The organism is Heminiphilus faecis, assembly GCF_008728965.1.
GTDB classification, from domain to species: Bacteria; Bacteroidota; Bacteroidia; order Bacteroidales; family Muribaculaceae; genus Muribaculum; species Muribaculum faecis.
This window is the reverse complement of record NZ_VSMC01000022.1, coordinates 13,930-40,356: the sequence shown is the minus strand read 5'-3', so window position 1 is coordinate 40,356 and position 26,427 is coordinate 13,930. Positions and strand designations below refer to the sequence as shown.

Genomic DNA, 26,427 nt, shown 5'->3' with positions numbered 1-26,427 from the left:
AACGAAACAATTATATTTGCAAAATGTAACCAACATTTTATCTCACATGAAAATCAGAAGCCTTAAGAACACAGTGGCACTCATGTCACTGGCCGTGACAACACCGGCCATAGCACAGAAAACGCCGGCGACACCTCCGAAACAAGCCAAACCCAACGTACTTATCATTTATGCCGACGATCTCGGATACGGCGACCTCGAATGCTACGGAGCCAAAAACGTAGCTACCCCCAACGTGAACCACATAGCCCAAAACGGCATAAGATTCACAAACGCCTATGCCGTGGCGGCCACAAGCACACCGTCAAGATATGCCATGCTTACCGGCCACTACAGCTGGCGGCGTCCCGACACCGACATAGCTCCGGGCAATGCCGGCATGATCATAAGGCCCGAACAGTATACGATGGCTGACCTGTTTAAATCGGCCGGATACACTACATGCGCCATAGGCAAATGGCATCTCGGTCTCGGTGACGAGACCGGCACACAGGACTGGAACGCACAGCTTCCGGCCGCTCTCGGCGACCTTGGCTTCGACTACTCATACATAATGGCAGCCACGGCCGACCGTGTGCCATGTGTGTTTATCGAAAACGGACATGTGGCCAACTATGATCCGTCGGCACCGATTGAAGTCAGCTACAAGAAAAATTTCCCCGGAGAGCCCACCGGAAAGAAAAATCCGGAACTGCTCTACAATCTAAAATCGACTTTCGGACACAATATGTCAATAGTCAACGGCATAGGCCGCATCGGTTACATGAAAGGCGGCGGCAAGGCTCTGTGGAAAGACGAGAACATCGCCGACTCCATCACGGCACATGCCATCGACTTCATAAAAGAGAATGCCGACAAGCCGTTTTTCATGTATTTCGCGACCAACGACGTACATGTGCCACGATTTCCGCACGAACGCTTCCGCGGCAAAAACAAGATGGGGCTTCGCGGCGACGCAATAGCTCAGTTTGACTGGAGCGTCGGTCAGCTTCTTTCCACTCTTAAAGAGCTCGGCATCCTTGACAATACGCTTATTATTGTGTCAAGCGACAACGGCCCCATACTCAACGACGGCTATGACGACCATGCCGAAGAGTTGCTTAACGGGCATTCACCCGCCGGACCGCTCAGAGGCAGCAAATACAGCCTTTACGAAGGGGGTACCCGTGTGCCTGTTATAGTGTCGTGGCCGGCAGGCAATCTTAAAAAGGGCGAAAACAGCACATTGTTATCGCAAATAGACCTCGTAGCATCATTTGCGGCATTATTGGGCCAACGCATGCCTTCCGGCAGCGCTCCCGACAGTTTTAACCGCATGGACAACTGGCTTGGACGCGACAATACCGACCGGCCTTGGATCATACAACAGGGCTATGACCACACACTGGCACTGCGCACACCGAAATGGAAATATGTCGAGGCAAGCTCGTATCCGGCCATGAAACCCAAAGGAGCATGTGTAGAAACAGGATGCGCTCCGGTTCAGCAATTGTTTGACATGTCGCAGATATATGAAGATAAAAATGTCGCTACCCAGTATCCCGACGAGGTAGGCCGCCTGCACCTGCTCCTTGAACTGATACGCAGCTGCGACTACAACGAACTTCCTCCGGCCGACATGCCGTAACTCTTTAAGCCTGCCTGCAGGCTGATATAATATACATCACCTCGCGAACCACGGTCCATATCCATAAGGCCCACTACCGGCTCGCGAGGTGTTTTTTTTCGAATTAACACACATTAAATAGCTATTTAACGCTTTTAATGCAAACAGTTTATGCAAGACACAAAGTGTTAATGCCCAATTCTACATAAAAACGCCATCGTGACATATTATCTTTGCGGGAAACGACAGTCAAACCCTATATCGTATTATGAAACGCAGACCAAAATTTGACAAGCTATGGAGCGAGTCCATAGCCATGCTTCCCGCAGAACTCCGGCAACCGCTCGTCGAAGCCATCAAGGAGTATCAGACGACCGGCACAAAGCCGGCCGGGCTTCATCCGACAGCTCAATGTGTGTTCAATCTGCTGAAGCCGGTTATCGACCGTCGCGCCAAGGCCGCTTCCTATCAGCGCCGGCGTCGCGAGGCCCAAGTGCAGCGAGCGCCCGCCACCGCCGATGCCGGCCACCTCGTCAAGCAGGACCGCAGGTACATACGCCTCATAGCCAAGCGCTATAACCTTGTCCACTGCCGCATCAAGTCGGAGATTGACCGTCTATCAGCCATGCTTACCGACAACGGCATAGACCGCATACCCGTCAGCACCTACAAAGAATGCCTTGAGCAGCACCTCGCCGGCAACACGACTCTGCCGATTGATAAAGCGCATCTCTAACCGTTAAGCCGGGTTGTGCAGACGATGACTTCATCTTGCAGACGGAGCATAAAAAAAGCATAGCGCTCACGGCAGCCATGCTTTTAATTCGGTATATCCGTTGCCGGACAGAATGAAATTCGTCAGTAAGTGATAGTAGGCGGTAATGTAGCGGCCTCGTCAATCATCTTCTGCACCTCCGCAACAGAGGGAACACGACGTGTCAGATGCTTCCCGGTATTTATCTCTTCCATCTTGGCCACAAGATTTTCAGCTTTACGATGACGCAGTTCTTTTACCGTGTCAACGCCGGCGGCTTCAAGGAGTTCGGCAAATTGCGGACCGATACCGTTTATGCGGAACAAGTCGGCATGATTAGCCCACTTCAGTATCAGCTTTGATGAAATACCGGTAGCCTCGGCCAGCTCCTTACGACCTTTGGGTGTAATACAACGCTCAAGAAGATCATCGACGGTTTTAATACCGGCCTCGTTCAGTTTGACAGCATAAGCATCGCCCACACCTTCAATGTCAATAATTTTGTATGTCATAAATGTTAGGTATTAAATTGTTTTCTAAATATAACACATATATGTTATTAGTGCAACGAAATATATAAATTATTTACACAACTTTAACACTTATGACTTACGTTATGTCCAGCCTGCCCTAAATGTCAATATGAAACACACATTGACACATCTACGTTCAGCATCACGCCGCAGGCACACCTGATTAAAAAGCAGGCGGGACAGTTGTCAAGGATGACACTGTCCCGCCTGTAAAAGTCAAGCAAGAATGATGATTATTTTTTCTTGCGGTTACCGTAACGGCTCATGAACTTATCAACACGACCGGCGGTATCGACAAGTTTCTGCTTACCGGTGAAGAAAGGATGAGAAGCGCTGGTGATTTCAAGCTTAACCAAAGGATAAGTCACACCGTCAACTTCGATAGTTTCCTTGGCGGCAACAGTCGAGCGAGTGATAAAAATCTCCTCGTTAGACATGTCTTTAAACACTACTTCGCGGTAGTCAGAAGGATGGATGCCTTGTTTCATCTTGTATAGTTTTAATTGTTTAATTCAAAGTGTTCAAAATCACGCTGGTAAGGCGCAAAATTGTAATGGCTTGCAAATTTACGCATTTTCGTGAAAGTGACAAAACTTTCAATCAACTTTTTAGCATACATCACTCAAATTCGATGAGAACGGCTTCTGTGCCCACAACGTCATCAGGCTCTACGAAGATACGCTTCACAACAGCATCTTTTTCAGCCTCGACTTCATTTTCCATCTTCATGGCCTCATAAACGAGAAGAAGCTGTCCGGCCTTAACCTTGTCGCCCGGCTTCACGCTGACCGACAGTACACGTCCGCCCATAGGAGCCACAAGCACCTCGCCTGTTATAGGCTCTTCGGGCTCTTTTGCGGCAGCCTCTTCAACAGCTTCGGCCTTTGTCGCGGCATTTACTTTCTCCCACTCCTCGGCACGGCGGCGCTTCAAGAATGTATTGGCCACACTCGGCAGAAGTTCGAGCAGAAGATATTCCTCATCATTGGACGCGAGTTTTACTCCGCCAAACTCAGGCAACTCCGGATTTTCAGGCTTCCTGTATTTTGACACATCGTAAGCCTTCTCCTGCGGATCACCGGTAATCTGCGCACGGAATTGCGGGTCTACCGCAACGGGAGTATGACCGTATTCACCCTTGACGAGCGATATAAACTGATTGGATTTGTTGGAATAGTCAGGATTACCTTTCTTGCGGTCAAGAGCAAGACTCACCGCCTGACTGCCCACTATCTGGCTTGTAGGAGTTACCAATGGCACAAGACCAGCATCGCGGCGCACCTTGGGTATAAGACGCATGGCGTCGTCAAGCACATCTTCAGCCTGCAGTGCTTTCAGCTGGGCCACCATATTGGAGTACATTCCTCCCGGCACTTCGGCCTCTTTCACGAGCAGGTTGGGCTTGGGGAAACCGAAATAATCCTCGATGGCATGACATGCGTCGAGCAATTCATCCTCGTTGTCGGCCTTCGCAGCGGCGATAGCCTTGTCAAACAAAGCGTCGACATCGGCCGGAAGCGTGTCGGTGAGAGGATCGAAGTCCATAGGCATGTTCTTGACAAGGTCAAAATCATGAAGCTCCTCGCGCACCGTGCGCAACTCCTTGCGTATCTTGCTGACCGCCTCCATATTGACTTCAACCTCAATACCGAGTTTGCCGGCAAAGACATATATCAGTTCAAGGGCAGGAGCAGCAGAGCCACCGCCAAACCACCATATGTTGGTGTCGAGTATGTCTACACCGTGTATCATGGCCATGAGCGACGAAGCCAGTCCGTAGCCGGGCGTACAGTGAGTGTGGAAGTCCACAGGCACACTGAGTGCTCTCTTAAGCTTGGGCATTATAGTGGCTATACGCGAAGGATTGACCAATCCGGCCATATCCTTAAGCGTTATTATCTTGGCGCCATAAGCCTCCATAGCCTTGGCCTTCTCCACAAAGTATTCGTCAGTAAATATCTTCTCGGGCTTCTTGCCGAAGAGTTTGCTGAAAAATCCTTTCGGTTCTTCCTCCTTAGGATCTACCGTGTAGCAAACAGCTCCGTCGGGAATGCCGCCGAGCTCGTTGATCATGCGTATCGACTCCTTAACATTGTCAAGGTCGTTAAGAGCGTCAAATATACGCATCACGTTAAGACCGTTCTTGATAGCCTCGGCATAAAAGCCTTCGAGCACGGTGTCGGGATAAGGAACATAACCAAACAGGTTACGACCGCGAGAAAGGGCCGACAGAAGCGAGCGTCCTTTCATGGCCTCGCTCACCTTGCGCAGACGGTCCCACGGCGACTCGTCGAGATAACGCATTACAGAGTCGGGCACAGCACCGCCCCACACTTCCATGATATAGAAATCGGCATTTTCATACAGCGGCAACAGCCTGTCAATACTGGACTGCGGCATACGGGTAGCAAACAATGACTGCTGACCGTCACGCATCGTCAAGTCCCTGATCTTTAATTTTCGTTGTTCCATACCTTTGATCTGGTTATAGGGTTATAATACTTCTTGCGGCAAAGGTAACCCTTTAACCTTAATTACGGAAATAAATCCGTAATTATTTTCGCGTATGCACGCCAGTTAATCAAAAACGCCTTCTATGCTCTCCTCTGCAGGATCGGCTTCATCGTAGTATTCGCCATAGTATTCCTTATGGCAGAGGTCGAGATTGTCAGGAAACTTAAATGTCGCGTTCTGACGGTAAGGCAACGTCGGGTCAGCATATACCTGCTTCATAAACAGACCATAGATAGGCAAAGCCATCGACGCACCCTGCCCCATGGCCATGCCGTTGAAGTGGATGTAGCGCTCCTCGCCTCCGACCCATACACCCGACACAAGCTGTGGAGTGAAGCCCATAAACCAGCCGTCGGAATTCGAGTTGGTCGTACCGGTCTTGCCCCCCATCTGCGCCGTAAGAGCATACGGCGGTCTGCGAAGGCGGTTACCGGTACCTCCGTCAACCACGTTGAGCAGTATAGACAATATTTTATAGTATGCTTCGGTGCTTATGACTTCCGTATGGTTGGGAGCGAACTCCGATATGACATTACCGTTTCCGTCGGCTATGGCAGTGACAAACATAGGATCGACACGCATGCCATTGTTGGCAAAAGCAGAATAAGCCGTCACCATCTCCTTGACCGACACGTCGCATGGCCCGAGACAAAGCGCTATCACCGGGTCGAGATGGTTGGTGATGCCGAAATTATGCATATTGCGCACAAGCGTGGCAGGCGACAGCTGGCTCATAAGCCGCGCCGAAATCCAGTTATTGGAGTTAGTAAGCGCCCATCTTATATCGACCATCTCTCCCACTCTCGCGCTACCGGCATTGCGCGGCGACCACGGACGCCCCGCCTCGTCATATATGGTAGGCTGCTCGTTAAGAAACTCGTCGCACGGCGTGTAGCCCTCCTCCATGGCATATGTGTATAAAAACGGCTTTATGGTAGATCCTATCTGACGACGTCCGGTAGATACCATATCGTACTGGAAGAACGTAAAATTGGGTCCTCCCACGTAAGCCTTAACATGGCCCGTGACAGGGTCCATCGACATAAATCCGGAGCGCAGGAAATGCTTGTTGTACAGAATCGAGTCAAGAGGCGTCATAACCGTATCGACAGGTCCTTCATATGAGAACACTTTCATGTCAACGGGCGTCTTGAACGAAGCCATTATATCCTCCTCTGAGTGACCGGCCTTTTTCATCATTATATAACGGTCGGTCTGCTTTACCGCTTTCTGGATAAGTCCGTCAAGCTGCGACGATGACAGTTCCTCGCGGTTGGTCGTATACGGAGCACCCTTGACTCCTCGCTTCTCACGGAAGAAACTCGGCTGAAGCGTCTTGCCGAGATGGTCGGTCACGGCCTTTTCAGCATAGCGCTGCATACGGGAGTCTATTGTGGTGTATATCTTGAGTCCGTCAGTATAGATGTCGTATTTCGAACCGTCGGGCTTGGGATTCTTTTCAATCCAACCGAACAGCGGATTAGTGGCCCAAGCTATGGAGTCATCGACAAACTTCTGTTTCTCCCAGCCTCTGTATTCTGACCGCACAGGCTTCTTAGCCCGCAGTATACGCCGCAATTCCTCACGGAAATATGGAGCGAGTCCCTCCTTGTGGTCCACTTTATGAAAGTCGAGCTTCAGGGGCAGTTCTTTAAGCGAGTCGAGTTCGGCACGGGTAATCATGTCGTTCTTATACATCTGCTCAAGCACCACGTTGCGTCGCTCGCGTGTACGCTCAGGCTTCCTTACGGGGTTATAATACGAGGGATTTTTCACCATTCCCACAAGCATCGCGGCCTCTTCGACAGTAAGCTCATCGGGCTCCTTACCGAAATACACATAGGCCGCCGACTTTATACCGACGGCGTTATACAGGAAGTCAAACTGATTGAGATACATCTTGATTATCTCATCTTTTGAGTAATAACGTTCGAGTTTCACGGCTATCATCCACTCGATAGGCTTCTGCAATGCTCGCTCAAACAGGCCTTCGGATGTAGGTGAGTACAACTGCTTGGCAAGCTGCTGCGTTATGGTAGATCCACCTCCTGCATTCTTCTGACCGAGCAGCAACGTCTTGAAAGCCACACGGCCGAGAGCCTTCACATCAATGCCCGAATGCTCTTCAAACCGTGAGTCCTCCGTGGCAATAAGAGCGTCGATGACATGCTGGGATATATCGTCAAACTCGACATAAACCCTGTTGCCGGTATTGGCGAAAAAACGTCCGAGCTCGACTCCGTCGGCCGAATAAACTACCGAAGCAAACCGGTCTTTTGGATTTTTAAGTTCCTCGACAGGAGGCATGTAGCCTATCGCTCCGTTATATACCAGAAAGAAGAAAAAAAACACGGCCACCACGCAAAGCGCAAACAGAGCCCACATGGTTATAATGATTGCCTTGACATTTTTCGGAGATTTCTTCGGAGAGTTTTGTGCAATATCGTTCATGTAATAATAGACTGAATTAATGTGCAAATTTACTATTTTATAATTACAGGACCGATATTATCATCATAAATTTAGCAAAAAAGCCGCCGACGCGCGCTATCAAAGGCATATTTTTATGATGAATGACCGCACAATAATCCATAACAATTATATTTTATGGCTTTTTATTAATGTATCATTGAATATTTTTATTATTTTTGCGCATTAAAATAAAAGAACATAAGCTCACTCCCGGACTTCGGCCCGGTACCTGACATATACCAATCTATTTACACCAAGCAATGAGGATACCAGCACTTGTCATCATAGCGATAACATCATGTATCGCAATGGCCCAGAACAAAAAAGGCTTTGACATATTGGAGCAATTCGACCGACGGTTCGTACTGCTTGACTCCCTCATATTCAATAATGCCGACGAAAGCCACCCGGCGTCTCTTACCGTGGACGACGCATCGCAATACGCCACCGGCAACAACCGTGAAGCACTCAACCGTGCCATAGACCGACGGGTTGACGCCGAAATAGGCGAAATCAAAAGCCAGACCGGTCTACGTCTTACAGGGCAGACCTACTACCGACTTGACGGAGACCTTGGCATAGACCCGGAGGAGGACGCAGTGTCGCGCTACAATGCCAAGATACAGGCCGAAGTGAGATGGTATCCGTTTCAGAGTGCCATATTCAAGCGCAAAGGACGCATTGAAGAGCGCAGAATACAAGGCGATATCGACCGCATGGCTTATGACAAGGAGGACCTCGGCATGCTTGTCGAGCGACAGAAAGAGGCCTTCCGCCAATACAGCGACAGCCTGTTGAGCGGAGTATTGCTGCACCGCATCAAAAATCTGAACATGCTGAGCGGAGCTTACTCATATCTGCTCGAAAACGGCAATATAAGCAGCGACGACCTGCTCAACATACTCAACGAAAAAGCCGAGGCCGAACGCCGGCTCGCATCCATACCCGGCATGCACCTGCCGGCTCATGACCTGTCACGTCCGTCGGGTTACATAGTAGAGGTGGATACCGCCCAATTTCTTAAATATGTAAGACAGACACAAGCCGACCTCTCCACACTCCAACTACGCATGAAACTTCTGCAACAGCGCGAAAAAAACACAAGTTACTGGACCGAGTTCAACGCGGCTCCGTTTGTACGGTACTCATATTACACACGACCCGATTTGGCCAATTCGTCAAACGTCGACGCGGGAGTAGTGTTTACCATACCGCTGTCGTTTGAGTTCTGGAAAAAGAAGCAGACACTAAAAGCGCAGCGGGAGGTACTTGCCACCGAAGAGAGCCATATAGCCGACCGCATTCTTGAGGCGGCCAACGCCATACTGCTCGACATCGAGCGCTACAACCGTGCCTCCATAGGCGAATACCGCCGCATGGCCGAACTTAAGAAGTATCTGTCGATGCGTGGCGAAGCCTACTCCAACCGCGTAGGCGAATACAATCGCATGGCCCGCATGAAAGAATACAACAGCTATCTTATATGTTGTGAGAAATTCATTGAATTTCAATACAGCAAGGATTGCTGTATCGCCGACCTGCAAAAATTTCTGACCGACGTGTCGGTACTGCGTTTCTGCCGCGAGATACCGATTGACTCCACTCTAATAGACAACACACCGCAACAGCTATGAAAAACTTCACGTACCGTTCTCACGAAGAGAAAGAAAACATAGAGGAGATTCTCCGGCAGCGAAAGCGCAAGATCAACCGCCAGCAGATAGTGGCCGGCAGCGTGCTTGGTGTCATCATAGCGGTCATAGCCCTCTACATAGGCCGACAGGTATATTACACCGACTTCGACGGCTATATACATGTCGATGCCAACCAGATAAGGACACCGTTTGACATATTTCTCGACAGCCTCTATGTGGAGACCGGCGACGTAGTGCTTCCGGGCGACACGCTCTACTCATACTACATGATGGACATGATGGTCGAAAACGCCAACTACAATACCGAGCCGGCAATCGTGGCCCGCAACCGCGACCTCACGCTGCGTTACAACAATATACTCCAGCAGATACAGGTACTCAAAGTAAGGATAGCGGAGCTACGCAAGCAGATATCGTTAGAAAACCACAACATTCAGTTCGGGCTGAGCGACAACTCTCACAAAATGGACCTCGAACGCATGTTAAGCGAGGCACTCGCCCAGCTAAAAGCCTTACAGAACGAGCTTGCCATGCTCGGAGGCATGAGACACGCCACCGACCCGGTAAGACGAGGCATACACGCCTCAGGCATACACGAAAGCGGATCGCAGATATACGACAACATCCGGTCACAAGCGCTTAAAGACACCCGTAACTTCCGACTTGCCACCGACTCCGCCATAATAGTCAACATCGTAGCGCCGGACCGAATGGTATTTTTCGAGAAAGAGCTCCTGATGACCCTGCAGCACCTCAATCTGCTCGACAACAACGTGCATGTCGTAGCCTATATACCTATCGACCAGATAAACCGCATAACCTACAACTCAAACGTAGAGGTAATTGTAAACGAGAACATATCGTTTGAAGCGCATGTATCGCTGCTCGGCGCACGCACCGAGGTCATACCGGAGCATCTGCGGAGCTACTTCACAAAAAAGAACACGGCCCTCATAGCCAATCTTGAGCTTGACTATGACCAGACAATACCATTCTGGAGCGTGGCATCAGGACTGCCCGTGACCGTAAGGGTACGCAATATCGAGACATGGCAGAGCGAGTCGCCAAACAACTATCTGTGGGTGACTACCGGCGAGGGGGTACATCACGAGTCGCTCGATTCGTTTATCAAGCGCCGCCGTCACTACAGTGTAGCCGAACGGCGCCTTGAAGAGGCCCGCCAAGACTCCATAAGACGAGCCAAGGCAGAGGCATTACGCGACTCGGCTGAAGCCCATAAAGACCGTCAGACGGCTGAAGCCGAAGTAAATGCCGCAGTGCCCGACAGCATGAAAGTATTCCGTATCATGACCAATGTGTTCCGCAGCGAAACCAATGCCGACAAACGTCTGGAGGAGCTCCGCAAAAAACATCTTGACGGAAGCGGCAAGATGTTGCGAAGCGGGCGATGGTATGTTTACGCAGGTGCTTACAGCGACATAGATGAAGCGCGCGAGCACCTCAACAGACTCGCCAAGTCGTCGCACGAATTCCGTGACGCATGGATCCTTGACACACGTAAACCTGAACGAAATGATTAATACCGAATCCGATAAAAGCAGCTACACCATAGTCACCAATATCAACCGGCGCAAGATATTGGTGATAAACGACGTGGTCGACATCGACCACACACCGGAGATAGCGTTTGAGGACTTTGACGCCATATTCATCAATGTCATCAACTCGCTCCATGACTACAACATGCTCGCAATAAGGCTTGCCTCTCCGCTACTGTCGGAAAAATGCCGCTTCAAGCCTTTTTTTGCAAGCAGCCGCCTTATGGGATGGCTTGGCGAGGCCGATATAATAATCGACGGCTATGCACCGTCGCCCACCGACCGCAACATGGCCCAGAGCATCGACGAGATTTATGCTTCGATGCGACGGCTCAACTTCCTGCTCGGCACAGAGCCGGTCATCACCCACGCCGAAGAGATGTTCCGCCTTGTACGCTACGCCATATCCCGCAACCGCTTTTCGTTCAGCTCCGAGCCTGTACGCGGCATGAGCTCCGGCTATATGGCTCTTTACAATTACTCCATGTGGCATACCGGCCAAGACCGTATAGCAGCCCTCGAACGCGAGTTTTTCCACTCCGAGATGCTGCGTCTCGGCTATATACGCCACGGACGTTTTCTTGACAAGATACACGAATGCCCGCACTGCGGCGGCTCTCACCTGTTTTTCTTCGAAAGCTGTCCGAAATGCAAGAGTTCAGACATAAGGCTGCAGTCGGTCATACATCATTTCCGGTGCGCCAACGTGTCGCCGGAGTCAACCTATATGTGGGACGGAGAACTGCGCTGCCCCAAGTGTAACCTTATGCTGCGTCATATCGGGGTAGATTACGACAAACCGTCGGCCATCTATACGTGCAACCAGTGCGAGGAGTCGTTCATGTACCCTGACATGAGGGTACTGTGCTCCTCATGCAAGCGCACTCTGTCAACCGACGACCTCGTGGCCCGCGACGTTATTGAATACGAATTCACTCCCGACGGCATCCATGCTTTCGCCAACTACGATGTGGTCCACACTCTCAGTCAGGCGGGCTTCTACGGCTACACGTCGACCCGCAACTTCATGGATTATGTAAGGCTCTTTTCCGAGTCTGACAAAAGTCAGGGCGAGATTCTCGTTGTGGTGCGCTTTTATGTATTTGATCCCGATGCCGACGCAATGGCCGCTCTCGACGCCCGGCCCCCCGTAGTCAATGCCATGAGCCGCTTCTTTAACTACAAAAGCGCCTTGTGGGGCAACAACTACTACTTCATGAGCCGCGTAAGAGAGGGCGACGTCGCTCAGGTGCAAGGGCGTATGGAGTATGAACTCAAGGCCGAGCTCAACGACTACCGCGGCCAACACCGGGGATTTCAGTTTGAGCTTCTTGAGACATATCTGTATTATCCCAACACCGACCCCGAGCAGTTTGTAGGCCGACTTGAAGAACAGAGAAGGCATTGAACCCGTCGCGCGCGCATATATATAAATAGGTATATCATCATGATAGAAACTTTTTTCAAAGGACTGTTATCCGACATATTTCAGCTGCTTAACGGCATCATGGTATGTTTTTCCACCAACTTGTCGTGGGAAGTGGCCCTTACTACATTCTGGTTTCTGTTTATCATTGAGTTTCCCCGCTACTATATGCTTGATCTTATAGTAGCCTTTCAGCAGGTATTCACATGGAAAAGCCGGCGCAAACGCGCCACACTCGCCACCCGCATGCTCTATATAGAGAAGCCGCTCGTATCTATAATCGTGCCGGGCAAGAACGAGGGAAAACACATATATGACCTTGTGAAGTCACTCCGCGAACAGACCTACCGCAACTACGAGATAATCATAATCGACGACGGTTCAGACGACATGACGCCGCTCATATGCGAAGACCTGAAACGCGCCGGCTATATATCCAAATTCTTTCGCATGCGTCTTGGCGGAGGCAAGGCAAGCGCCGCAAATTTCGCCACCATTCACGCCTCGGGAAAATACATAATACATCTTGACGCCGACAGCTCGCTTGACCGCGACGCCATAGAGAAGATACTCATACCCTTTTACTTCGATCGCAGAATAAAGGGTGTCGGCGGGTGCATCAAGGTGCGCAATGCCCACTACTCGTTATGTTCCTCGGTCCAAGCTCTCGAATACCTCAAGACCATCATGGTAGGCCGTATGGGCACCAACATGCTGGGCATTTACCATATCATTTCGGGAGCGTTCGGAGCCTTTGAAGCCGAAGCCATACGTCAGGTCGGCTGCTGGGACATAGGACCGGGACTTGACGGCGACATAACGCAGAAGCTGCGTAAGGCCGGCTACAAAGTATGGTTTGCCAACGATGCGGTGTGCATGACCGACGTACCCACATCATGGGCCCGACTCTTCAAACAGCGCATGCGCTGGTCCAAGTCGCTTGTGCGATTCCGCATACGCAAGCACAAGGATATACTCTGGAGCGACCGCAATTTTTCATTTCTCAACATGCTTTCCAATATGGAGAACATCGTCTACGACTTTGCGTTCAACTACGTATGGTTTTTCTACATAATCATGTTGTTTTTCATGAACGTAGACCGCCTGTGGGAAATCATAGTCATCGGCTATCTTATACGCATAGCGTTCTCACTGGTGGCTTTTGGCGTGATAATGTTTCTTACCGAACGTCCGAGAGATGAATTCAAACTGTTTCCATATGTATTTGTTCTTACCTTCTATCACGGCTACTTCCTGAGGATAACCCGGCTTATAGCCCATACTGCCGAACTGTTTTTCTTTTCTTCATATAAAGATTCGTGGAATCCCAAGAAGACATCTTCTATTGCACGAGCCGAAGGCATATAACCGTAAACCATTGTATATATGATAATTACCCCCCCCCATTTAATCATGAATCATAGTCTCGAGGATATAAACATAGGCATTATCGGTTTAGGATATGTAGGTCTGCCACTGGCCTGTCTTTTTGCCGGAAAATATCCCGTGACAGGTACTGACATAAACGCAGAGCGCGTAGCCGAAATAGCCGGCGGCGTAGACAAGACCGGCGAATTGAGCAGCGACGAACTTGCTCGAGTTATTGGAAACGGCCTTAACGTGACTGACAAAATAAGCGCCATGACCGACTGCAATGTGTATATAATCACCGTGCCCACTCCGGTGGACATAGACAACATACCCGATCTGACACCACTGCGCGATGCCTCGCGGAGTGTGGCATCGGTGCTTCGTCCCGGCGATACGGTCATATACGAGTCCACCGTTTATCCCGGAGCCACTGAAGAGGAGTGTGTGCCCCTGCTTGAAGAGGGTTCCGGCCTGCGATATAACCTCGACTTCCATGTTGGATACTCACCGGAGCGTGTAAACCCCGGCGACAGAGAGCACCGCGTAGAGAACATCAGCAAAATCACTTCGGGCTCCTCGGCCGAGGCCGCCGACTTCGTCGACCGTCTGTATGCATCGGTACTAAAGGCTCCGACATTCCGCGCCGCATCGATAAAGACCGCCGAAGCAGCCAAAATACTCGAAAACACCCAACGCGACATCAACATAGCATTCATAAACGAAGCCGCGATGGTGTTCAACGCATTAGGCATCGACACGGCCGAAGTAATAAAAGCCGCATCATCCAAGTGGAATTTCGTACCGATCAGGCCCGGACTTGTGGGAGGCCACTGCATAGGCGTTGATCCATACTACTTCATATATAAGGCCCGCAAAAAAGGCATGGAGCCCCGGCTTATGTCAGAAGCGCGGAGGGTCAACAACTACATCAGCGAGTATGTGGCCGGCCGCGTGCGTCATCTGATGAAGAAAAAGGGCATACCGGTGAAAGACTCCAAGATACTGCTGCTCGGCTTCGCCTTCAAGGAGAACTGCACTGATGTACGCAATACGAAAGTGACTGACATATACAATGCTCTTTCCGACTTCACCGACAACATAGACATCTATGACCCGTATGTAGCTCCCAAGCGAGCCAAGGACGCAACCGGAATGACAATCATAAACGACTTCACTCAGGTTGAAAAAAGACAATATGATGCGGTGATATATTGTGTTGACCATGATGAATTTGCCCGGCTTGACATCAGGCGGATGTTGCGTCACAACTCGGTTGTATACGACGTAAAGAGCGCCCTTGACAAAGCCCTTGTAGACGAACGCCTGTGACGGCGGGTAGCCATAAACAACAATAACCTGACATAATGGCCTACAATATAGCCGATTAGTGCGCAAATAAATTTGCTTTTATTAAAATAATTTTTTATATTTGCACAATTCATTATCGCAACAAACAATTATATAATAACCTCAATCAAAGAACATCAGAATTACTATGAGTAAAAAAACTGTGTTTGATTTGCGCCCGTCACGCAAATGTACCTTAAAAATCGGTGTTTTCGCGATGGCACTTGCAGCTATGACCGGCTGTAAGGATGACGGAATAGACCAAGAAAACCCCGAAGGACCCGATGCGCCTGCAATCGAGGCATCCAACGGCGTAAAGGGCAACATCGTTACCGATCCCACCGCACTCGGTGCCATAATCAACAACTACAGCCTCGGCGCCACAAATGGAGGCAGAGCATCAGAGGCCCGTGGATTCGAGATGCCGGCAGCCCCTGCCATTCCGGCCGATGCCAAAGAATTCGACCAGAACATGAACGGCGGCAGCTACAAGCTGGAGGCGGCCGGTGAATACGGGCTCAACATGAACAATCAGTCGTCGCTCTACATTACCGGCAAGGGCATCACTATCAACATCAGCACATCCAACGGCAAGCCCAACAAGATCTACATCATGGAAGGCAGCGAGGTCACCATCAACAACGAATGGGGCATCAAGGGCGTGGAGATATATGCGTATGCACCCTTGACCTACACCAAGACCGACGCGCTTAATCTTACCGAAGAGGCTGCCCTGTATATTGACCGCGGCATAGACAACAAGGATTTTGCCGTATCGCTTGACAACAAGACCGCCCTCAACGTTGACGGCGATGTCAATGTTAAGTCAATCAAGCTCATGAACGGAGACTTTGCCGCCAACTCACTCACCGTAGAGAACGCCGAGATCGTGAATGACTTCTCAATCAATGTGGCCCAATACATAAAGGTCACCGGCGACAGGCTCAGCATCAACTCCAACGGTTCGATAGCCACCAAGTGCCTCGAAGTGCCCAACGGACTTCTTGACGTGCAAAACTGCGGCGAAATGATCATTGACAGCTACATCGTGGCCAAGGACATGAACGTACTGGCCGGCGGAGCTGCGATAAGCATGCAGGAGCAGTCGCTCGTGGACATCACAGGCACACTTTTCATGCCTAACAAAAAAACCGGCTTCATATTTGCCGGCAATGAGTCAAGCAAGGTAAAAGCCGGCACATTCAAAGCTCAGGCACAGCTCAACAACAACCTGAATCCTCCTGTAAGAACCATCGACGACCTTCCCGGCCTGTTCAACGGAAATGTCGGTCTTAAATTCAGCTCCGTAATGGACAACGATGGCAATCCCGTGGCCTTTGGCAAAGACGTGACCTTCACTAACGGCGGCACGACAATACTTGAAGGCGACGAAGACATATACATACCGGCCGACAACGACGGATGCCGTCCTTCTGACGGTGACAAGGGCAAAGACGACGACGAACCCGAACCCGTTATCGTCATCGGCGGCACCGACGCCCACACCCACCCCATCTCGGCCACTTGCGTAGACCTTACGGGCAAACAGGCATTCGTGTCATGGCACAAGCGCGGCACCGGCACAGGCAGCGGCAGCAATCATGAACACGACGGCATACCCTACTGGGGCTGCATAGAAGTAATCGAACTCACTCCGGCCGACACCCTCGCCGTGACCTCTTACATGGAACTGAAGCCGGAAACCGCCGGCGGAGCATATGACTTCAACCATGTCATATTTGACGCCAAGACCAACTCGCTCCTCGCAATGGGCGACAACGACGCGAAAGGCGCCATCATAGGCAAGATCATGTTAGACCCGACCCACAACTTCGGCAACGTGACCAACAACTGGGCCGGCGACATGCTCGTGCGCGCACTGCTCCAGCCCGCCGGAGACAACCAAAAAGCACAAGGTATATCGGGCAACAGCGTCGTAATACGTGAAAACGCCGGTAAACGCACTCTATACATGGCTACCGCAGGCGGCTACCAGACCATGGAGTACGACACCGACTCTATCCTGATAATACCCGCCGACAAGCAGCACCCGACACCAAATGTAGGCACTTACTCACTAACCGGCGGTTCGGCCAAGCACATAGCCATCAACGACCGCCATGCCGTGACCATCGAGTACACCCAGCGCCCGGGCGACATCGAAGTGGAGTATGATGAGGACGACTTCACAACAGCACTGCCCGCCGCGATAACCGTATGGTCCATCGACAACTTCCCCACCGCCTACGAGACCCGCTGGGACATACCCGCCTTCGCTCCCGTATACGGCAAGAACGTGATAGCTATCGACGGCGACCTCATATACTCATGCCAAGGCAACAACGGAGTAGCCGTGTATGACCTGCAGGGCAACGAAAAGGCCCGCTGGGACATACCCAAAGCCAAGAAGGGTGCGGCAGCCAACGGTCTGTGCATAAAGGGCGGCAATCTATATGTAGCCGCCGGCGCAGCAGGTGTTTATGTACTTGACAAGGCCACCCTCGCGGTAAAGAAAAACAATGCCGGAGCCGATCTGAAGTACACCAAGCAGGGCAACGCATCGGCAAACTATGTCAAAGTTGCCGATGACGGCACAGTCTACGTGGCTTACGGCCGCGCCGGCGTGAAAGCTCTCCGCTTCACAGGCATGTAACCGGAGCAGGGCTTAAACATTATCACCGGTCGGGAATCGCAATGATTTCCGACCGGTTGCCTTTTAACATTTCTTTTCGCTTTTTGAGCCTCTAATATTGTATTATTAAATATAATTTGATTATTTTTGACGAGAAATTGCCTATTTATGGATTATTTGCATCGATAACCTCCCTTATTCATGAACAGATATAGTAGCATTTTGCGTGTAACCGCACTGATTTCAGCATTAATACTTATCGGGACAACCTCTGCCATGTCGGCGTCAAATGCCGATAGCGGACAGAAAAACATACTCGTACTGAACTCCTATAACGACGGAGCCGCATGGAACAACGAGTTGACCTCGCTCATACTGAACACCAGCGCCCACTCATCGGACTTCACCGTCAGCGTGGTGAACCTGAACTTCACTTACATCACCAACGACACAATCTATGAAAGGACCCTCAACGGTGTGCTCAGCCGTTTTCCAAAAGCACCCGACGGCATGGTCATACTCGGCGCGCCGGGCTTTACGCTTATGGAAAAACTTACGGCCAAATGGGGCAACATACCCACCATATTCATAAGCAACGACGACCGCATAGCCCCGGAAAAATATTATTATACCGGAGCTACGATTGAAGACGACGGCACACAGGATGATCTCGTGCCCTTGTCGGAATTGCGCGAAATCTACGACTTCACTTTTATTGAGTCGCCGATCATGTACAAGGAGACCATCGACCTTATGGTACGGATGAATCCGGGACTCGGCAGAATCGTGTTTGCCGCCGACGAACTCTCGATAAACCGTCATCTGAACACCAGCATACGCTCCTATATAGCCGCTACATATCCTGAAATAGATTATGAATGGCTCGTAGGCAATGCGGAAAACAACGGCAAGCTGCTCAGCTATCTTACAGGAGGCGAAAACGGCACGGCTCTGCTCTTCTCGTCATGGTTTTATACCAAAAAAAATGTCAACGGCTATCCGTCACTCGTAACGGGCGACTACATAATGGTCAAGCAGGCAAAACAGCCCATATATACCTTACGCGAGGCATACCTCGACAAAGGCATACTGGGAGGGTATTACCCCGACAGAGACAAACTCCACAACATCACGCAACGTTATCTTAAAGAGATGGTGGCCGGAATGTCAATGTCACAACTGCCGTTCTTCTATCCGGAGTATCCCGATGATTTCCACTACGTGGTAAACTATCCGCAGATGAAACTGTGCGGCTACTCCGAAAGCAACTGTCCCGACGACACAGTATATATAGACAAGCCTGAGTCGGCATGGAAAGCGCTGTTATGGTATCTGCTTGTAGGCGCACTCGTCATAGTGCTCGTGGTCATACTGCTTCTCATCAAGAACATAAAGACATCGACCAAGCTCAATGCTTACCGTGACCATGACGTACTCGTGCGCAACATGCCCATAGCCTACGGACATGCCACCGTACACACCGGAGCCAACAAAAAAGTCATGGCCATCGAACTGAAGTCAGACAACCAGTCGTTTGAACAGATAGCCACCGACCCCAATACATTCCTCAACATGGATTATGTAAAGCAACTCGTGGAGACAGGCATGGAGAACGGGCACTCGGTGACATTCACCCACTACTTCAAAGACAACGACACATATTATAACTTCCTGATAACCCAAGGCGCTCAGCCCGGCACAATAGAGATATTCGGCATCGACAGCACCAAGCAGAACAAGGCCGAGAACGAACTGCGCGAATCGCGCAAGCAACTCCAGATGACGCTCAGCGTGGCACGCATAATACCGTGGCAGTGGGATCTTGAGACACAACGCATATTCTGCGACTCGGGCGGAGTGTTCAGCCACATGAACTTCCAAAGCTCCTTTGACGAGAAGCGCGGGCAGAACATCGTTGACTCAAACGAGATATTTCAGCGCATACACAAGGAGGATCTGCCGCGCATAAGAAAAGCCTACCGAAATCTTGTGGATCGATCAGTAAACTACATAAAAGAAGAGTTCAGAGTAGTGACTCTCGTAAACGGAGAAGAACTGACCGACTGGCTCGAAGTCAACGCCACCGTCGACAATGTCGACACAAATGACCGTCCGACAGCGCTTACAGGCTCGTTACTGCTCATCACCGAGCGTAAAAAACAGGAACAGACTCTTATTCAGGCCAAGGAGCATGCACGCGAGTCTGACAGACTCAAATCGGCATTCCTCGCCAATATGAGCCATGAAATACGTACACCGCTCAACGCCATAGTCGGTTTCTCCAATCTGCTGGCCACCACCAACGAGCCGGAGAAAAAAGAAAAATTCATCGGCATCATCGAGAACAACAACCAACTGCTGCTGCAGCTCATAAGCGACATTCTCGACCTTGCCAAGGTTGAAGCCAACACTCTGGAATTCATATACCAGCCTACCGACCTAAACGAACTTATACGCAACTTGGAAAATACGGTGAGGCTGCGCCTCAAGCCCGGGGTAGTGCTTAACTTCACCCTCGGCGCCGCAGAGTGCGTGATAGAAGCCGAGCGCAACCGACTGTCGCAGGTGCTCATCAACATGCTGACCAACGCATGCAAGTTCACCGAAAAAGGCAGCATCACTTTCGGCTACGAGTTGCGCGGCAAAGACATATACTTCTTCGTACGTGACACCGGCATAGGCATCGACCGCGAAAAGCAGTCAAGCGTGTTCCAGCGCTTCACCAAACTCAACGACTTCGTTCAGGGCACCGGCCTCGGTCTGTCAATATGCCAGAGCATCATCGAAAAGATGGGCGGCACTATAGGCGTCGAGTCGCCCGGTCTCGGTCTCGGATCCACATTCTGGTTCACGATACCGTTCAAGGAAGTAAAGAACTCCGACCTGAAGACCGCACCCGCCATAGCGCAACCCAAGGAGACAATAAAGAAAGACAAACTGACACTGCTCGTGGCCGAGGACAACGATAGCAACTATCTGCTCTTTGACACCATCCTCTCCAACGACTACAACCTCATCCATGCATGGGATGGCGTGGAGGCCGTGGAACTGTTCAAGCTCCATCAGCCCAACATCATAATCATGGACATCAATATGCCCAACATGGACGGATACGAGGCAACTTGCGAGATAAGAAAAATATCCAAAACCGTACCTATAATCGCGGTCACCGCCTATGCATTCGCCTCTGACAAAGACCGCATAATGGAGAACGGCTTTAACGGATATGTGTCAAAACCGGTCAACGCCAACAAGTTGAAGTCGGAACTGAAATCAACCGTCGACTCTTCATTTATAATACTGTAACCCCATAATAAATGAGAAATATCGCTGTCATACTTGCGGGAGGCTCCGGACAACGCATGGGCGACAACACGCCCAAGCAGTTCATGAAGATTGCCGGAAAGAAAGTGATTGAGCATACAATCAATATGTTTCAGCTCAATGCCCGTATCGACGAGATATGCGTGGTCGTAAACAGCGACTACGAACGCGACATAGAAGAGATATGCCTGCACAACCGCTTCGGAAAAATCAAAAAAATACTTGGCGGAGGCAGGGAGCGTTACGAATCAAGCCTCGCCGCCATCAACGCATACGCTCCTGAAGGCGAGTGCAACATCATATTTCACGACTCGGTAAGACCGCTCGTCAACGAACGTATAATCAACGACGTCATCGACGCGCTCGGCAGCTATGACGCCATCGATGTGGCCGTGCCCACGACCGACACGATAATACAGGTCAACGATGATGACGAGATTGTGAAAATACCCTCGCGCCAGTTTCTGCGCAACGGACAGACTCCGCAGGCTTTCAAACTCTCCGTCATAAAGGAAGCATATGACAGGGCGCTGCTCGACCCTAAGTTCAAAACCACCGATGACTGCGGCGTAGTATTGAAGTACATGCCTGACGTGCCTATTTTCGTGGTCAAAGGCGAGCAGTTCAACATGAAGCTCACCTACAAAGAGGATATATTCCTGATTGACAAACTATTTCAGCTCAAAAGTCTTTCAGGCATGTCCTCATCCATAACCTCCGACGACAAAGCCTCGCTTAAAGGCAAGACCGTGATCATATTCGGCGGCACCGAAGGCATCGGCTATGAGATAGCCCGTCTGTGCCGCGACATGGACATGCATGTCCATGCAGTGAGCCGGCGCTCGGGGGTCGATGTCACCAATCCTGAGTCGGTGAGCGCAGCGCTCGCCGAAGCCGCATCCTCGACCGGCCGGGTGGACTATGTGGTCAACACCGCCGGACTTCTGGACCGCCAGCCGCTGAATGTAATGGACTACGATACGGTGCGCAAAAGCATTGACGTCAACTATCTCGGCTGCGTCAATGTGGCCAAGGAGTCATACCCATATCTGGAGGCATCAAAAGGATGCGCCATCTTCTTCACGTCAAGTTCGTATACCCGCGGCCGCGCCATGTACAGCCTGTACTCGTCGCTCAAAGCCGCCATAGTCAACTTTGTTCAGGCACTCAGCGAAGAGTGGTTTGACAGCGGCATCAGAGTCAATTGCATAAATCCCGAACGCACCAAAACACCTATGCGCGTCAAAAACTTCGGCAATGAGCCGGAAGGCACCCTGCTCGACCCTCGCACGGTGGCCGTGGCTTCGGTCAAAACCCTGCTGTCGCCTATGACGGGTGAGGTTATAGATGTAAAACGAGGGTAGCTCCATGATCGACAAAGCCATACAAGAGCAATTGCGTGAACGATTCAATCCCGACGGCAGCCCGTTGAGGGAATTTCAGATGCGTCTTCTCGACATACTCGTGTTTATCGACGACGTATGCCGACGCCACGGCATAAACTACTGGCTCAGTTCAGGCACATGCCTCGGCGCCATACGTCACGGAGGTTTCATACCGTGGGACGACGATATTGACATCGAGATGCTTGACACAGACTACAAGCGCTTCATTAAAGTCATGCAGACAGAGCATAACGACCGCTACATCCTGCAGACTCCGCAAAACGATCCCGGCTATCGGCTCACCCACGCCAAAGTGCGCGACCTCGCGTCATTTGTGGAGGAAGGCTGTGGCGGTGACCTCAATTTCCGCTACCGCGGATGTTTTGTGGACATATTCCATATATCACCGTCCGCCTCGCTTCAGCTCTACCGCCTCGGCTCACTGATACAGCGCAAGTATGTGGAAGCGCATTTCAACATGCTGCAAGGCAAAGGGAGCCGCGGCACATATATGCTGTATAAAATGCTGCGCGGCGCCACATTGCCGCTGTTTAAAAGCATATCGGCAATAGGCGCAGGCAACATATTGCGCCACTCAATGGGCTATTTCTGCAAGAAAGTACGTCATAAAGAGGATCTGATGCCGCTTGCCGAAGCTGAATTCGAGGGCCGCAAATTTCCCGTACCCGGCAATGCCGACTCATATCTACGGCTCATATACGGCGATTATATGGCGCTGCCTCCCATGGACCGCATACGGGTGCATCTCGACCGTTACGAGCTCCTCGACAAGATAAAAAAATGAAAAAACGCGGCATGACCGCCGCTATGTGGAAATATTTAAGTAACTTGCACCATATTTTCACATAGAATGAGAAATTTTACAAACGTACATGATATAGGCAATCTTGACGCAGCCGTCAAAGAAGCCTTTGAAGTCAAAGCCAACAAATTCGGCTACAAGCATTTGGGCGAGAACAAGACACTGATGATGATATTTTTCAACTCGTCATTGCGTACTCGCCTCAGTACACAGAAAGCGGCCATGAACCTCGGCATGAATGTCATAGTACTTGACGTGAACCAAGGCGCATGGAAACTCGAGACGGAGCGCGGCGTCATCATGGACGGCGACAAGCCCGAGCACCTGCTTGAGGCCATACCGGTCATGGGGTGCTACTGCGATGTGATAGGCGTACGCTCATTTGCCCGCTTCGAGTCGAAGGCCGACGACTATGAGGAAAAAATCATCAATCAGTTTATCCGCTACTCCGGACGTCCTGTATTTTCAATGGAGGCTGCCACCCGCCACCCGTTGCAGTCATTCGCCGACCTCATTACGATTGAGGAGTACAAGCCTACACCGCGTCCGAAAGTAGTCATGACATGGGCCCCCCACCCCAAGGCGCTGCCGCAGGCTGTGCCCAACTCCTTCGCCGAGTGGATGAACGCCACCGATTACGACTTTGTCATAACACATCCGCGCGGCTATGAACTCGCACCCGAGTTTACAGGACGCGCACGTGTCGAATATGATCAGGACAAGGCTCTCGAGGGTGCCGACTTCGTATACGCAAAAAACTGGAGCGCATATGCCGACCCAAATTACGGCAAGGTACTGAGCACCGACCGTTCATGGACCGTCACCGCCGAAAAGATGGCTCTTACCAACAACGCCTACTTCATGCACTGTCTGCCTGTAAGACGCAACATGATTGTAAGCGACGACGTAATTGAAAGTCCGCGCTCGCTGGTCATACCCGAAGCAGCCAACCGCGAGATATCGGCCGAAGTGGTCCTCAAACGCATACTTGAAAGCCTGTAACCACACACATAGCGATGGCAACAAAAACACCCGCTGAAGTAGCTGAAAGCGCCCTAACCGTAGGACTGAACAAACTCCGCCTCAGTCAAGGCAACTACGGGCGCTTTATAATACTGACCATTCTCGCCGGCATATACATAGCTTTCGGCGGCACATTGTCGCTCATCGTGGGCTACGGTTTTCCCGAAGCCGCGGCTGCAAATCCGGCGCTGCAGAAAGTGATGAGCGGAGCTATGTTCCCCATAGGGCTTATACTTGTGGTGGTACTCGGCGCAGAACTGTTTACCGGCAACAACGCGCTTCTCATGCCTGCATGGATGCTGCGCCGATGCTCACTGAAAGACGTAATAGTCAATTGGACGCTCGTCTATCTGGGCAACTTCGCGGGAGCCATGCTTTTTGTATATTTCATGGTATATATCACCGGCCTTACCGCTCCAGAGCCTTACCACAGCGCCATAATAAAGATAGCTCAAGCGAAAGTGTCGATGCCGTGGATTACCGTATTCATCAAAGGCATAGGAGCCAACTGGTGCGTGTGCCTTGCCATATGGCTCGCGCTGTCGGCCAAAAGCAGCGGCGCTAAAATGTTTGGCTGCTGGCTGCCGGTGATGGCATTTGTCGCCCTCGGATACGAGCACTCTATAGCCAACATGTTTTTCATACCCTGCGGCATGCTCGAAGGAGCCGAAGTGACACCGTTGCAGATGGTAACGGCCAATCTCATTCCCGCGACACTGGGCAACATAATAGGAGGCGCACTTTTTGTAGGCTGTGTCCACACCTATTTGCATCTAAAAAAACAAAAATAACTAAAACAATCGTATTAAAAATATGAGCAACTGGTTTGAAACAAAAGTCCGTTATGACAAAATGATGGAAAACGGAATGCAGAAGAAAGTCAACGAACCCTATATGGTCGACGCGCTCAGCTTCACCGAAGCCGAAGCACGCACTATCGAGGAGCTTACACCGTTTATATCGGGCGACTTCTCCATATCGGCTGTAAAGCGCACCAACATATCGGAAATATTCTGGGACGAAACGGCCGACAAATGGTATCACGTAAAGGTCAACTTCATAACCCTTGACGAGAAAACTGCCGTAGAGAAGAAAACGACTACACATATACTTGTAGCCGCCAACGACTTTCGCGGAGCTCTCGACAACTTCATGGAGGGCATGAAAGGCACAATGGCCGACTTCGAGATAGCATCCATAGCCGAGACAAACATTATGGATGTATACAAGGCCAAACTCTCCAAGACCGAAGCCGCTCCCGAAGCATAAGCGCAACGTTCATGGAGGTAATAGGACAACGTATATCGGCAATAAAAGCGTCACTCCCAGAAGGGGTGACGCTTGTGGCCGTATCGAAATTTCATCCCGCAGAGGCCATAATGCAGGCATATGGCTCCGGCCACCGCATATTCGGAGAGAGCCGCGCCACCGAACTTGTAAACAAAGCCAAGGAACTGCCTGATGATATACAGTGGCACTTCATAGGACATCTGCAGACCAACAAGGTGCGGGCCGTCATGCCTTATGTGACCTGTATACACAGCATCGACTCGGAGCGTCTGCTCCGCCTTGTCAACACGGAGGCCGAACGCATAGGCCGCACCGTCGATGTATTGCTTCAGGTGCATGTGGCCTGTGAAGAGACAAAGTTCGGCTTTACGCCAGAAGAATTTGAATGCCTGACATCAAGCGGCATATTAAGCGAATTATCTGCCGTCAGAGTCAGGGGTGTCATGGGCATGGCAAGCAACGTCGATGACAATGACAGGATAGCCGCCGATTTCAGACTCATAAAAAATATGTATGACAAACTTGTGGAAGTTCTCGAATCGTCTGACGGAGCGCCATGCGACACTATAAGTATGGGCATGAGTCATGATTACCGGCTCGCCATAGAGTGCGGAAGCAACATGGTACGCATCGGCACTACGATTTTCGGCGAACGCGAATACTGAAATCAAGCACCGCAATATGTTTTAGAACATGTCGATTTCCGACACTCA

19 protein-coding genes are annotated in these 26,427 nt (G+C 50.8%); 15 read left to right on the top strand and 4 right to left on the bottom strand.

The window, feature by feature from the left end; all coding sequences use genetic code 11:
* The first annotated feature begins 46 nt into the window (after positions 1–46).
* Positions 47–1,627, top strand: a complete 1,581-nt coding sequence (locus FW767_RS09785; RefSeq protein WP_148464465.1) for a sulfatase-like hydrolase/transferase — start codon at positions 47–49, stop codon at positions 1,625–1,627.
* A 247-nt stretch (positions 1,628–1,874) separates the two neighbouring features.
* Entirely contained in the window at positions 1,875–2,342 is a 468-nt protein-coding gene (locus FW767_RS09780) for a DUF6291 domain-containing protein (RefSeq protein ID WP_121699877.1), read from the top strand.
* Positions 2,343–2,464: 122 nt separating this feature from the next.
* Here the strand turns inward: FW767_RS09780 and FW767_RS09775 are convergent, their stop codons facing one another.
* The 4 genes from FW767_RS09775 to FW767_RS09760 all read right to left on the bottom strand — a co-directional run bounded on the left by FW767_RS09775 (position 2,465) and on the right by FW767_RS09760 (position 7,858).
* The gene (locus FW767_RS09775) at positions 2,465–2,872 is read right to left on the bottom strand and encodes a DUF4332 domain-containing protein (RefSeq protein ID WP_121699878.1); all 408 of its coding nucleotides are present in this window, start codon (positions 2,870–2,872) and stop codon (positions 2,465–2,467) included.
* 254 nt (positions 2,873–3,126) lie between these two features.
* Positions 3,127–3,381: a type B 50S ribosomal protein L31 gene (locus FW767_RS09770; RefSeq protein WP_121699879.1), complete on the bottom strand. Its 255-nt coding sequence runs from the start codon at positions 3,379–3,381 to the stop codon at positions 3,127–3,129.
* Positions 3,382–3,511: 130 nt separating this feature from the next.
* The gene (locus tag FW767_RS09765) at positions 3,512–5,365 is read right to left on the bottom strand and encodes a biotin/lipoyl-containing protein (RefSeq protein ID WP_121699880.1); all 1,854 of its coding nucleotides are present in this window, start codon (positions 5,363–5,365) and stop codon (positions 3,512–3,514) included.
* A gap of 105 nt (positions 5,366–5,470) precedes the next feature.
* The gene (locus tag FW767_RS09760) at positions 5,471–7,858 is read right to left on the bottom strand and encodes a transglycosylase domain-containing protein (protein WP_369863607.1); all 2,388 of its coding nucleotides are present in this window, start codon (positions 7,856–7,858) and stop codon (positions 5,471–5,473) included.
* 281 nt (positions 7,859–8,139) lie between these two features.
* On the opposite strand from FW767_RS09760, the gene FW767_RS09755 reads away from it, so the two are divergent.
* The 13 genes from FW767_RS09755 (at position 8,140) to FW767_RS09695 (ending at position 26,379) form a co-directional block, all read left to right on the top strand.
* Positions 8,140–9,513 carry a hypothetical protein gene (locus FW767_RS09755; RefSeq protein ID WP_121699881.1) on the top strand — a complete coding sequence of 458 codons (1,374 nt, stop codon included), beginning with the start codon at positions 8,140–8,142 and terminating at the stop codon, positions 9,511–9,513.
* The gene (locus tag FW767_RS09750) at positions 9,510–11,075 is read left to right on the top strand and encodes an SPOR domain-containing protein (RefSeq protein ID WP_121699882.1); all 1,566 of its coding nucleotides are present in this window, start codon (positions 9,510–9,512) and stop codon (positions 11,073–11,075) included. Before FW767_RS09755 ends, FW767_RS09750 begins: the two co-directional genes overlap by 4 nt.
* Positions 11,068–12,501 (top strand): TackOD1 domain-containing metal-binding protein, encoded by a 1,434-nt coding sequence (locus FW767_RS09745; protein WP_121699883.1) that lies wholly within the window; start codon positions 11,068–11,070, stop codon positions 12,499–12,501. The genes FW767_RS09750 and FW767_RS09745 overlap by 8 nt, the downstream gene beginning before the upstream one ends.
* 39 nt (positions 12,502–12,540) lie before the next feature.
* Complete coding sequence (locus tag FW767_RS09740) at positions 12,541–13,887, top strand: glycosyltransferase family 2 protein (protein WP_121699884.1); 1,347 nt, start codon at positions 12,541–12,543, stop codon at positions 13,885–13,887.
* Positions 13,888–13,932: 45 nt separating this feature from the next.
* Positions 13,933–15,219, top strand: a complete 1,287-nt coding sequence (locus tag FW767_RS09735; RefSeq protein ID WP_121699885.1) for a nucleotide sugar dehydrogenase — start codon at positions 13,933–13,935, stop codon at positions 15,217–15,219.
* A 235-nt stretch (positions 15,220–15,454) separates the two neighbouring features.
* Positions 15,455–17,890 carry a hypothetical protein gene (locus FW767_RS09730; RefSeq protein WP_121699886.1) on the top strand — a complete coding sequence of 812 codons (2,436 nt, stop codon included), beginning with the start codon at positions 15,455–15,457 and terminating at the stop codon, positions 17,888–17,890.
* Between the two features lie 180 nt (positions 17,891–18,070).
* Positions 18,071–21,175 (top strand): PAS domain-containing hybrid sensor histidine kinase/response regulator, encoded by a 3,105-nt coding sequence (locus FW767_RS09725; protein WP_235898099.1) that lies wholly within the window; start codon positions 18,071–18,073, stop codon positions 21,173–21,175.
* 11 nt (positions 21,176–21,186) lie between these two features.
* Positions 21,187–22,557 (top strand): bifunctional cytidylyltransferase/SDR family oxidoreductase, encoded by a 1,371-nt coding sequence (locus FW767_RS09720; protein WP_121699888.1) that lies wholly within the window; start codon positions 21,187–21,189, stop codon positions 22,555–22,557.
* Positions 22,558–22,561: 4 nt separating this feature from the next.
* Positions 22,562–23,383 carry a LicD family protein gene (locus FW767_RS09715; protein ID WP_121699889.1) on the top strand — a complete coding sequence of 274 codons (822 nt, stop codon included), beginning with the start codon at positions 22,562–22,564 and terminating at the stop codon, positions 23,381–23,383.
* A 66-nt stretch (positions 23,384–23,449) separates the two neighbouring features.
* Positions 23,450–24,403 carry a Rossmann-fold NAD(P)-binding domain-containing protein gene (locus FW767_RS09710; RefSeq protein WP_121699890.1) on the top strand — a complete coding sequence of 318 codons (954 nt, stop codon included), beginning with the start codon at positions 23,450–23,452 and terminating at the stop codon, positions 24,401–24,403.
* Between the two features lie 14 nt (positions 24,404–24,417).
* Positions 24,418–25,215 carry a formate/nitrite transporter family protein gene (locus tag FW767_RS09705; protein WP_121699891.1) on the top strand — a complete coding sequence of 266 codons (798 nt, stop codon included), beginning with the start codon at positions 24,418–24,420 and terminating at the stop codon, positions 25,213–25,215.
* Positions 25,216–25,237: 22 nt separating this feature from the next.
* Complete coding sequence (locus FW767_RS09700) at positions 25,238–25,693, top strand: DUF4494 domain-containing protein (protein WP_121699892.1); 456 nt, start codon at positions 25,238–25,240, stop codon at positions 25,691–25,693.
* An 11-nt stretch (positions 25,694–25,704) separates the two neighbouring features.
* Positions 25,705–26,379, top strand: coding sequence for a YggS family pyridoxal phosphate-dependent enzyme (locus FW767_RS09695; protein WP_121699893.1), 675 nt, complete (start codon positions 25,705–25,707; stop codon positions 26,377–26,379).
* The last annotated feature ends 48 nt before the right edge of the window (positions 26,380–26,427 follow it).

Excerpts from the sequence above, each read along its gene's own strand:
- FW767_RS09775 (WP_121699878.1), bottom strand. The coding sequence starts at position 2,872 with ATGACATACAAAATTATTGACATTGAAGGTGTGGGCGATGCTTATGCT.
- FW767_RS09770 (WP_121699879.1), bottom strand. The coding sequence starts at position 3,381 with ATGAAACAAGGCATCCATCCTTCTGACTACCGCGAAGTAGTGTTTAAA.
- FW767_RS09755 (WP_121699881.1), top strand. The coding sequence starts at position 8,140 with ATGAGGATACCAGCACTTGTCATCATAGCGATAACATCATGTATCGCA.
- FW767_RS09760 (WP_369863607.1), bottom strand. The coding sequence starts at position 7,858 with ATGAACGATATTGCACAAAACTCTCCGAAGAAATCTCCGAAAAATGTC.
- FW767_RS09695 (WP_121699893.1), top strand. The coding sequence starts at position 25,705 with ATGGAGGTAATAGGACAACGTATATCGGCAATAAAAGCGTCACTCCCA.
- FW767_RS09700 (WP_121699892.1), top strand. The coding sequence starts at position 25,238 with ATGAGCAACTGGTTTGAAACAAAAGTCCGTTATGACAAAATGATGGAA.
- FW767_RS09750 (WP_121699882.1), top strand. The coding sequence starts at position 9,510 with ATGAAAAACTTCACGTACCGTTCTCACGAAGAGAAAGAAAACATAGAG.
- FW767_RS09720 (WP_121699888.1), top strand. The coding sequence starts at position 21,187 with ATGAGAAATATCGCTGTCATACTTGCGGGAGGCTCCGGACAACGCATG.
- FW767_RS09730 (WP_121699886.1), top strand. The coding sequence starts at position 15,455 with ATGGCACTTGCAGCTATGACCGGCTGTAAGGATGACGGAATAGACCAA.
- FW767_RS09765 (WP_121699880.1), bottom strand. The coding sequence starts at position 5,365 with ATGGAACAACGAAAATTAAAGATCAGGGACTTGACGATGCGTGACGGT.
- FW767_RS09740 (WP_121699884.1), top strand. The coding sequence starts at position 12,541 with ATGATAGAAACTTTTTTCAAAGGACTGTTATCCGACATATTTCAGCTG.
- FW767_RS09705 (WP_121699891.1), top strand. The coding sequence starts at position 24,418 with ATGGCAACAAAAACACCCGCTGAAGTAGCTGAAAGCGCCCTAACCGTA.
- FW767_RS09715 (WP_121699889.1), top strand. The coding sequence starts at position 22,562 with ATGATCGACAAAGCCATACAAGAGCAATTGCGTGAACGATTCAATCCC.
- FW767_RS09710 (WP_121699890.1), top strand. The coding sequence starts at position 23,450 with ATGAGAAATTTTACAAACGTACATGATATAGGCAATCTTGACGCAGCC.
- FW767_RS09735 (WP_121699885.1), top strand. The coding sequence starts at position 13,933 with ATGAATCATAGTCTCGAGGATATAAACATAGGCATTATCGGTTTAGGA.
- FW767_RS09785 (WP_148464465.1), top strand. The coding sequence starts at position 47 with ATGAAAATCAGAAGCCTTAAGAACACAGTGGCACTCATGTCACTGGCC.
- FW767_RS09725 (WP_235898099.1), top strand. The coding sequence starts at position 18,071 with ATGAACAGATATAGTAGCATTTTGCGTGTAACCGCACTGATTTCAGCA.
- FW767_RS09780 (WP_121699877.1), top strand. The coding sequence starts at position 1,875 with ATGAAACGCAGACCAAAATTTGACAAGCTATGGAGCGAGTCCATAGCC.
- FW767_RS09745 (WP_121699883.1), top strand. The coding sequence starts at position 11,068 with ATGATTAATACCGAATCCGATAAAAGCAGCTACACCATAGTCACCAAT.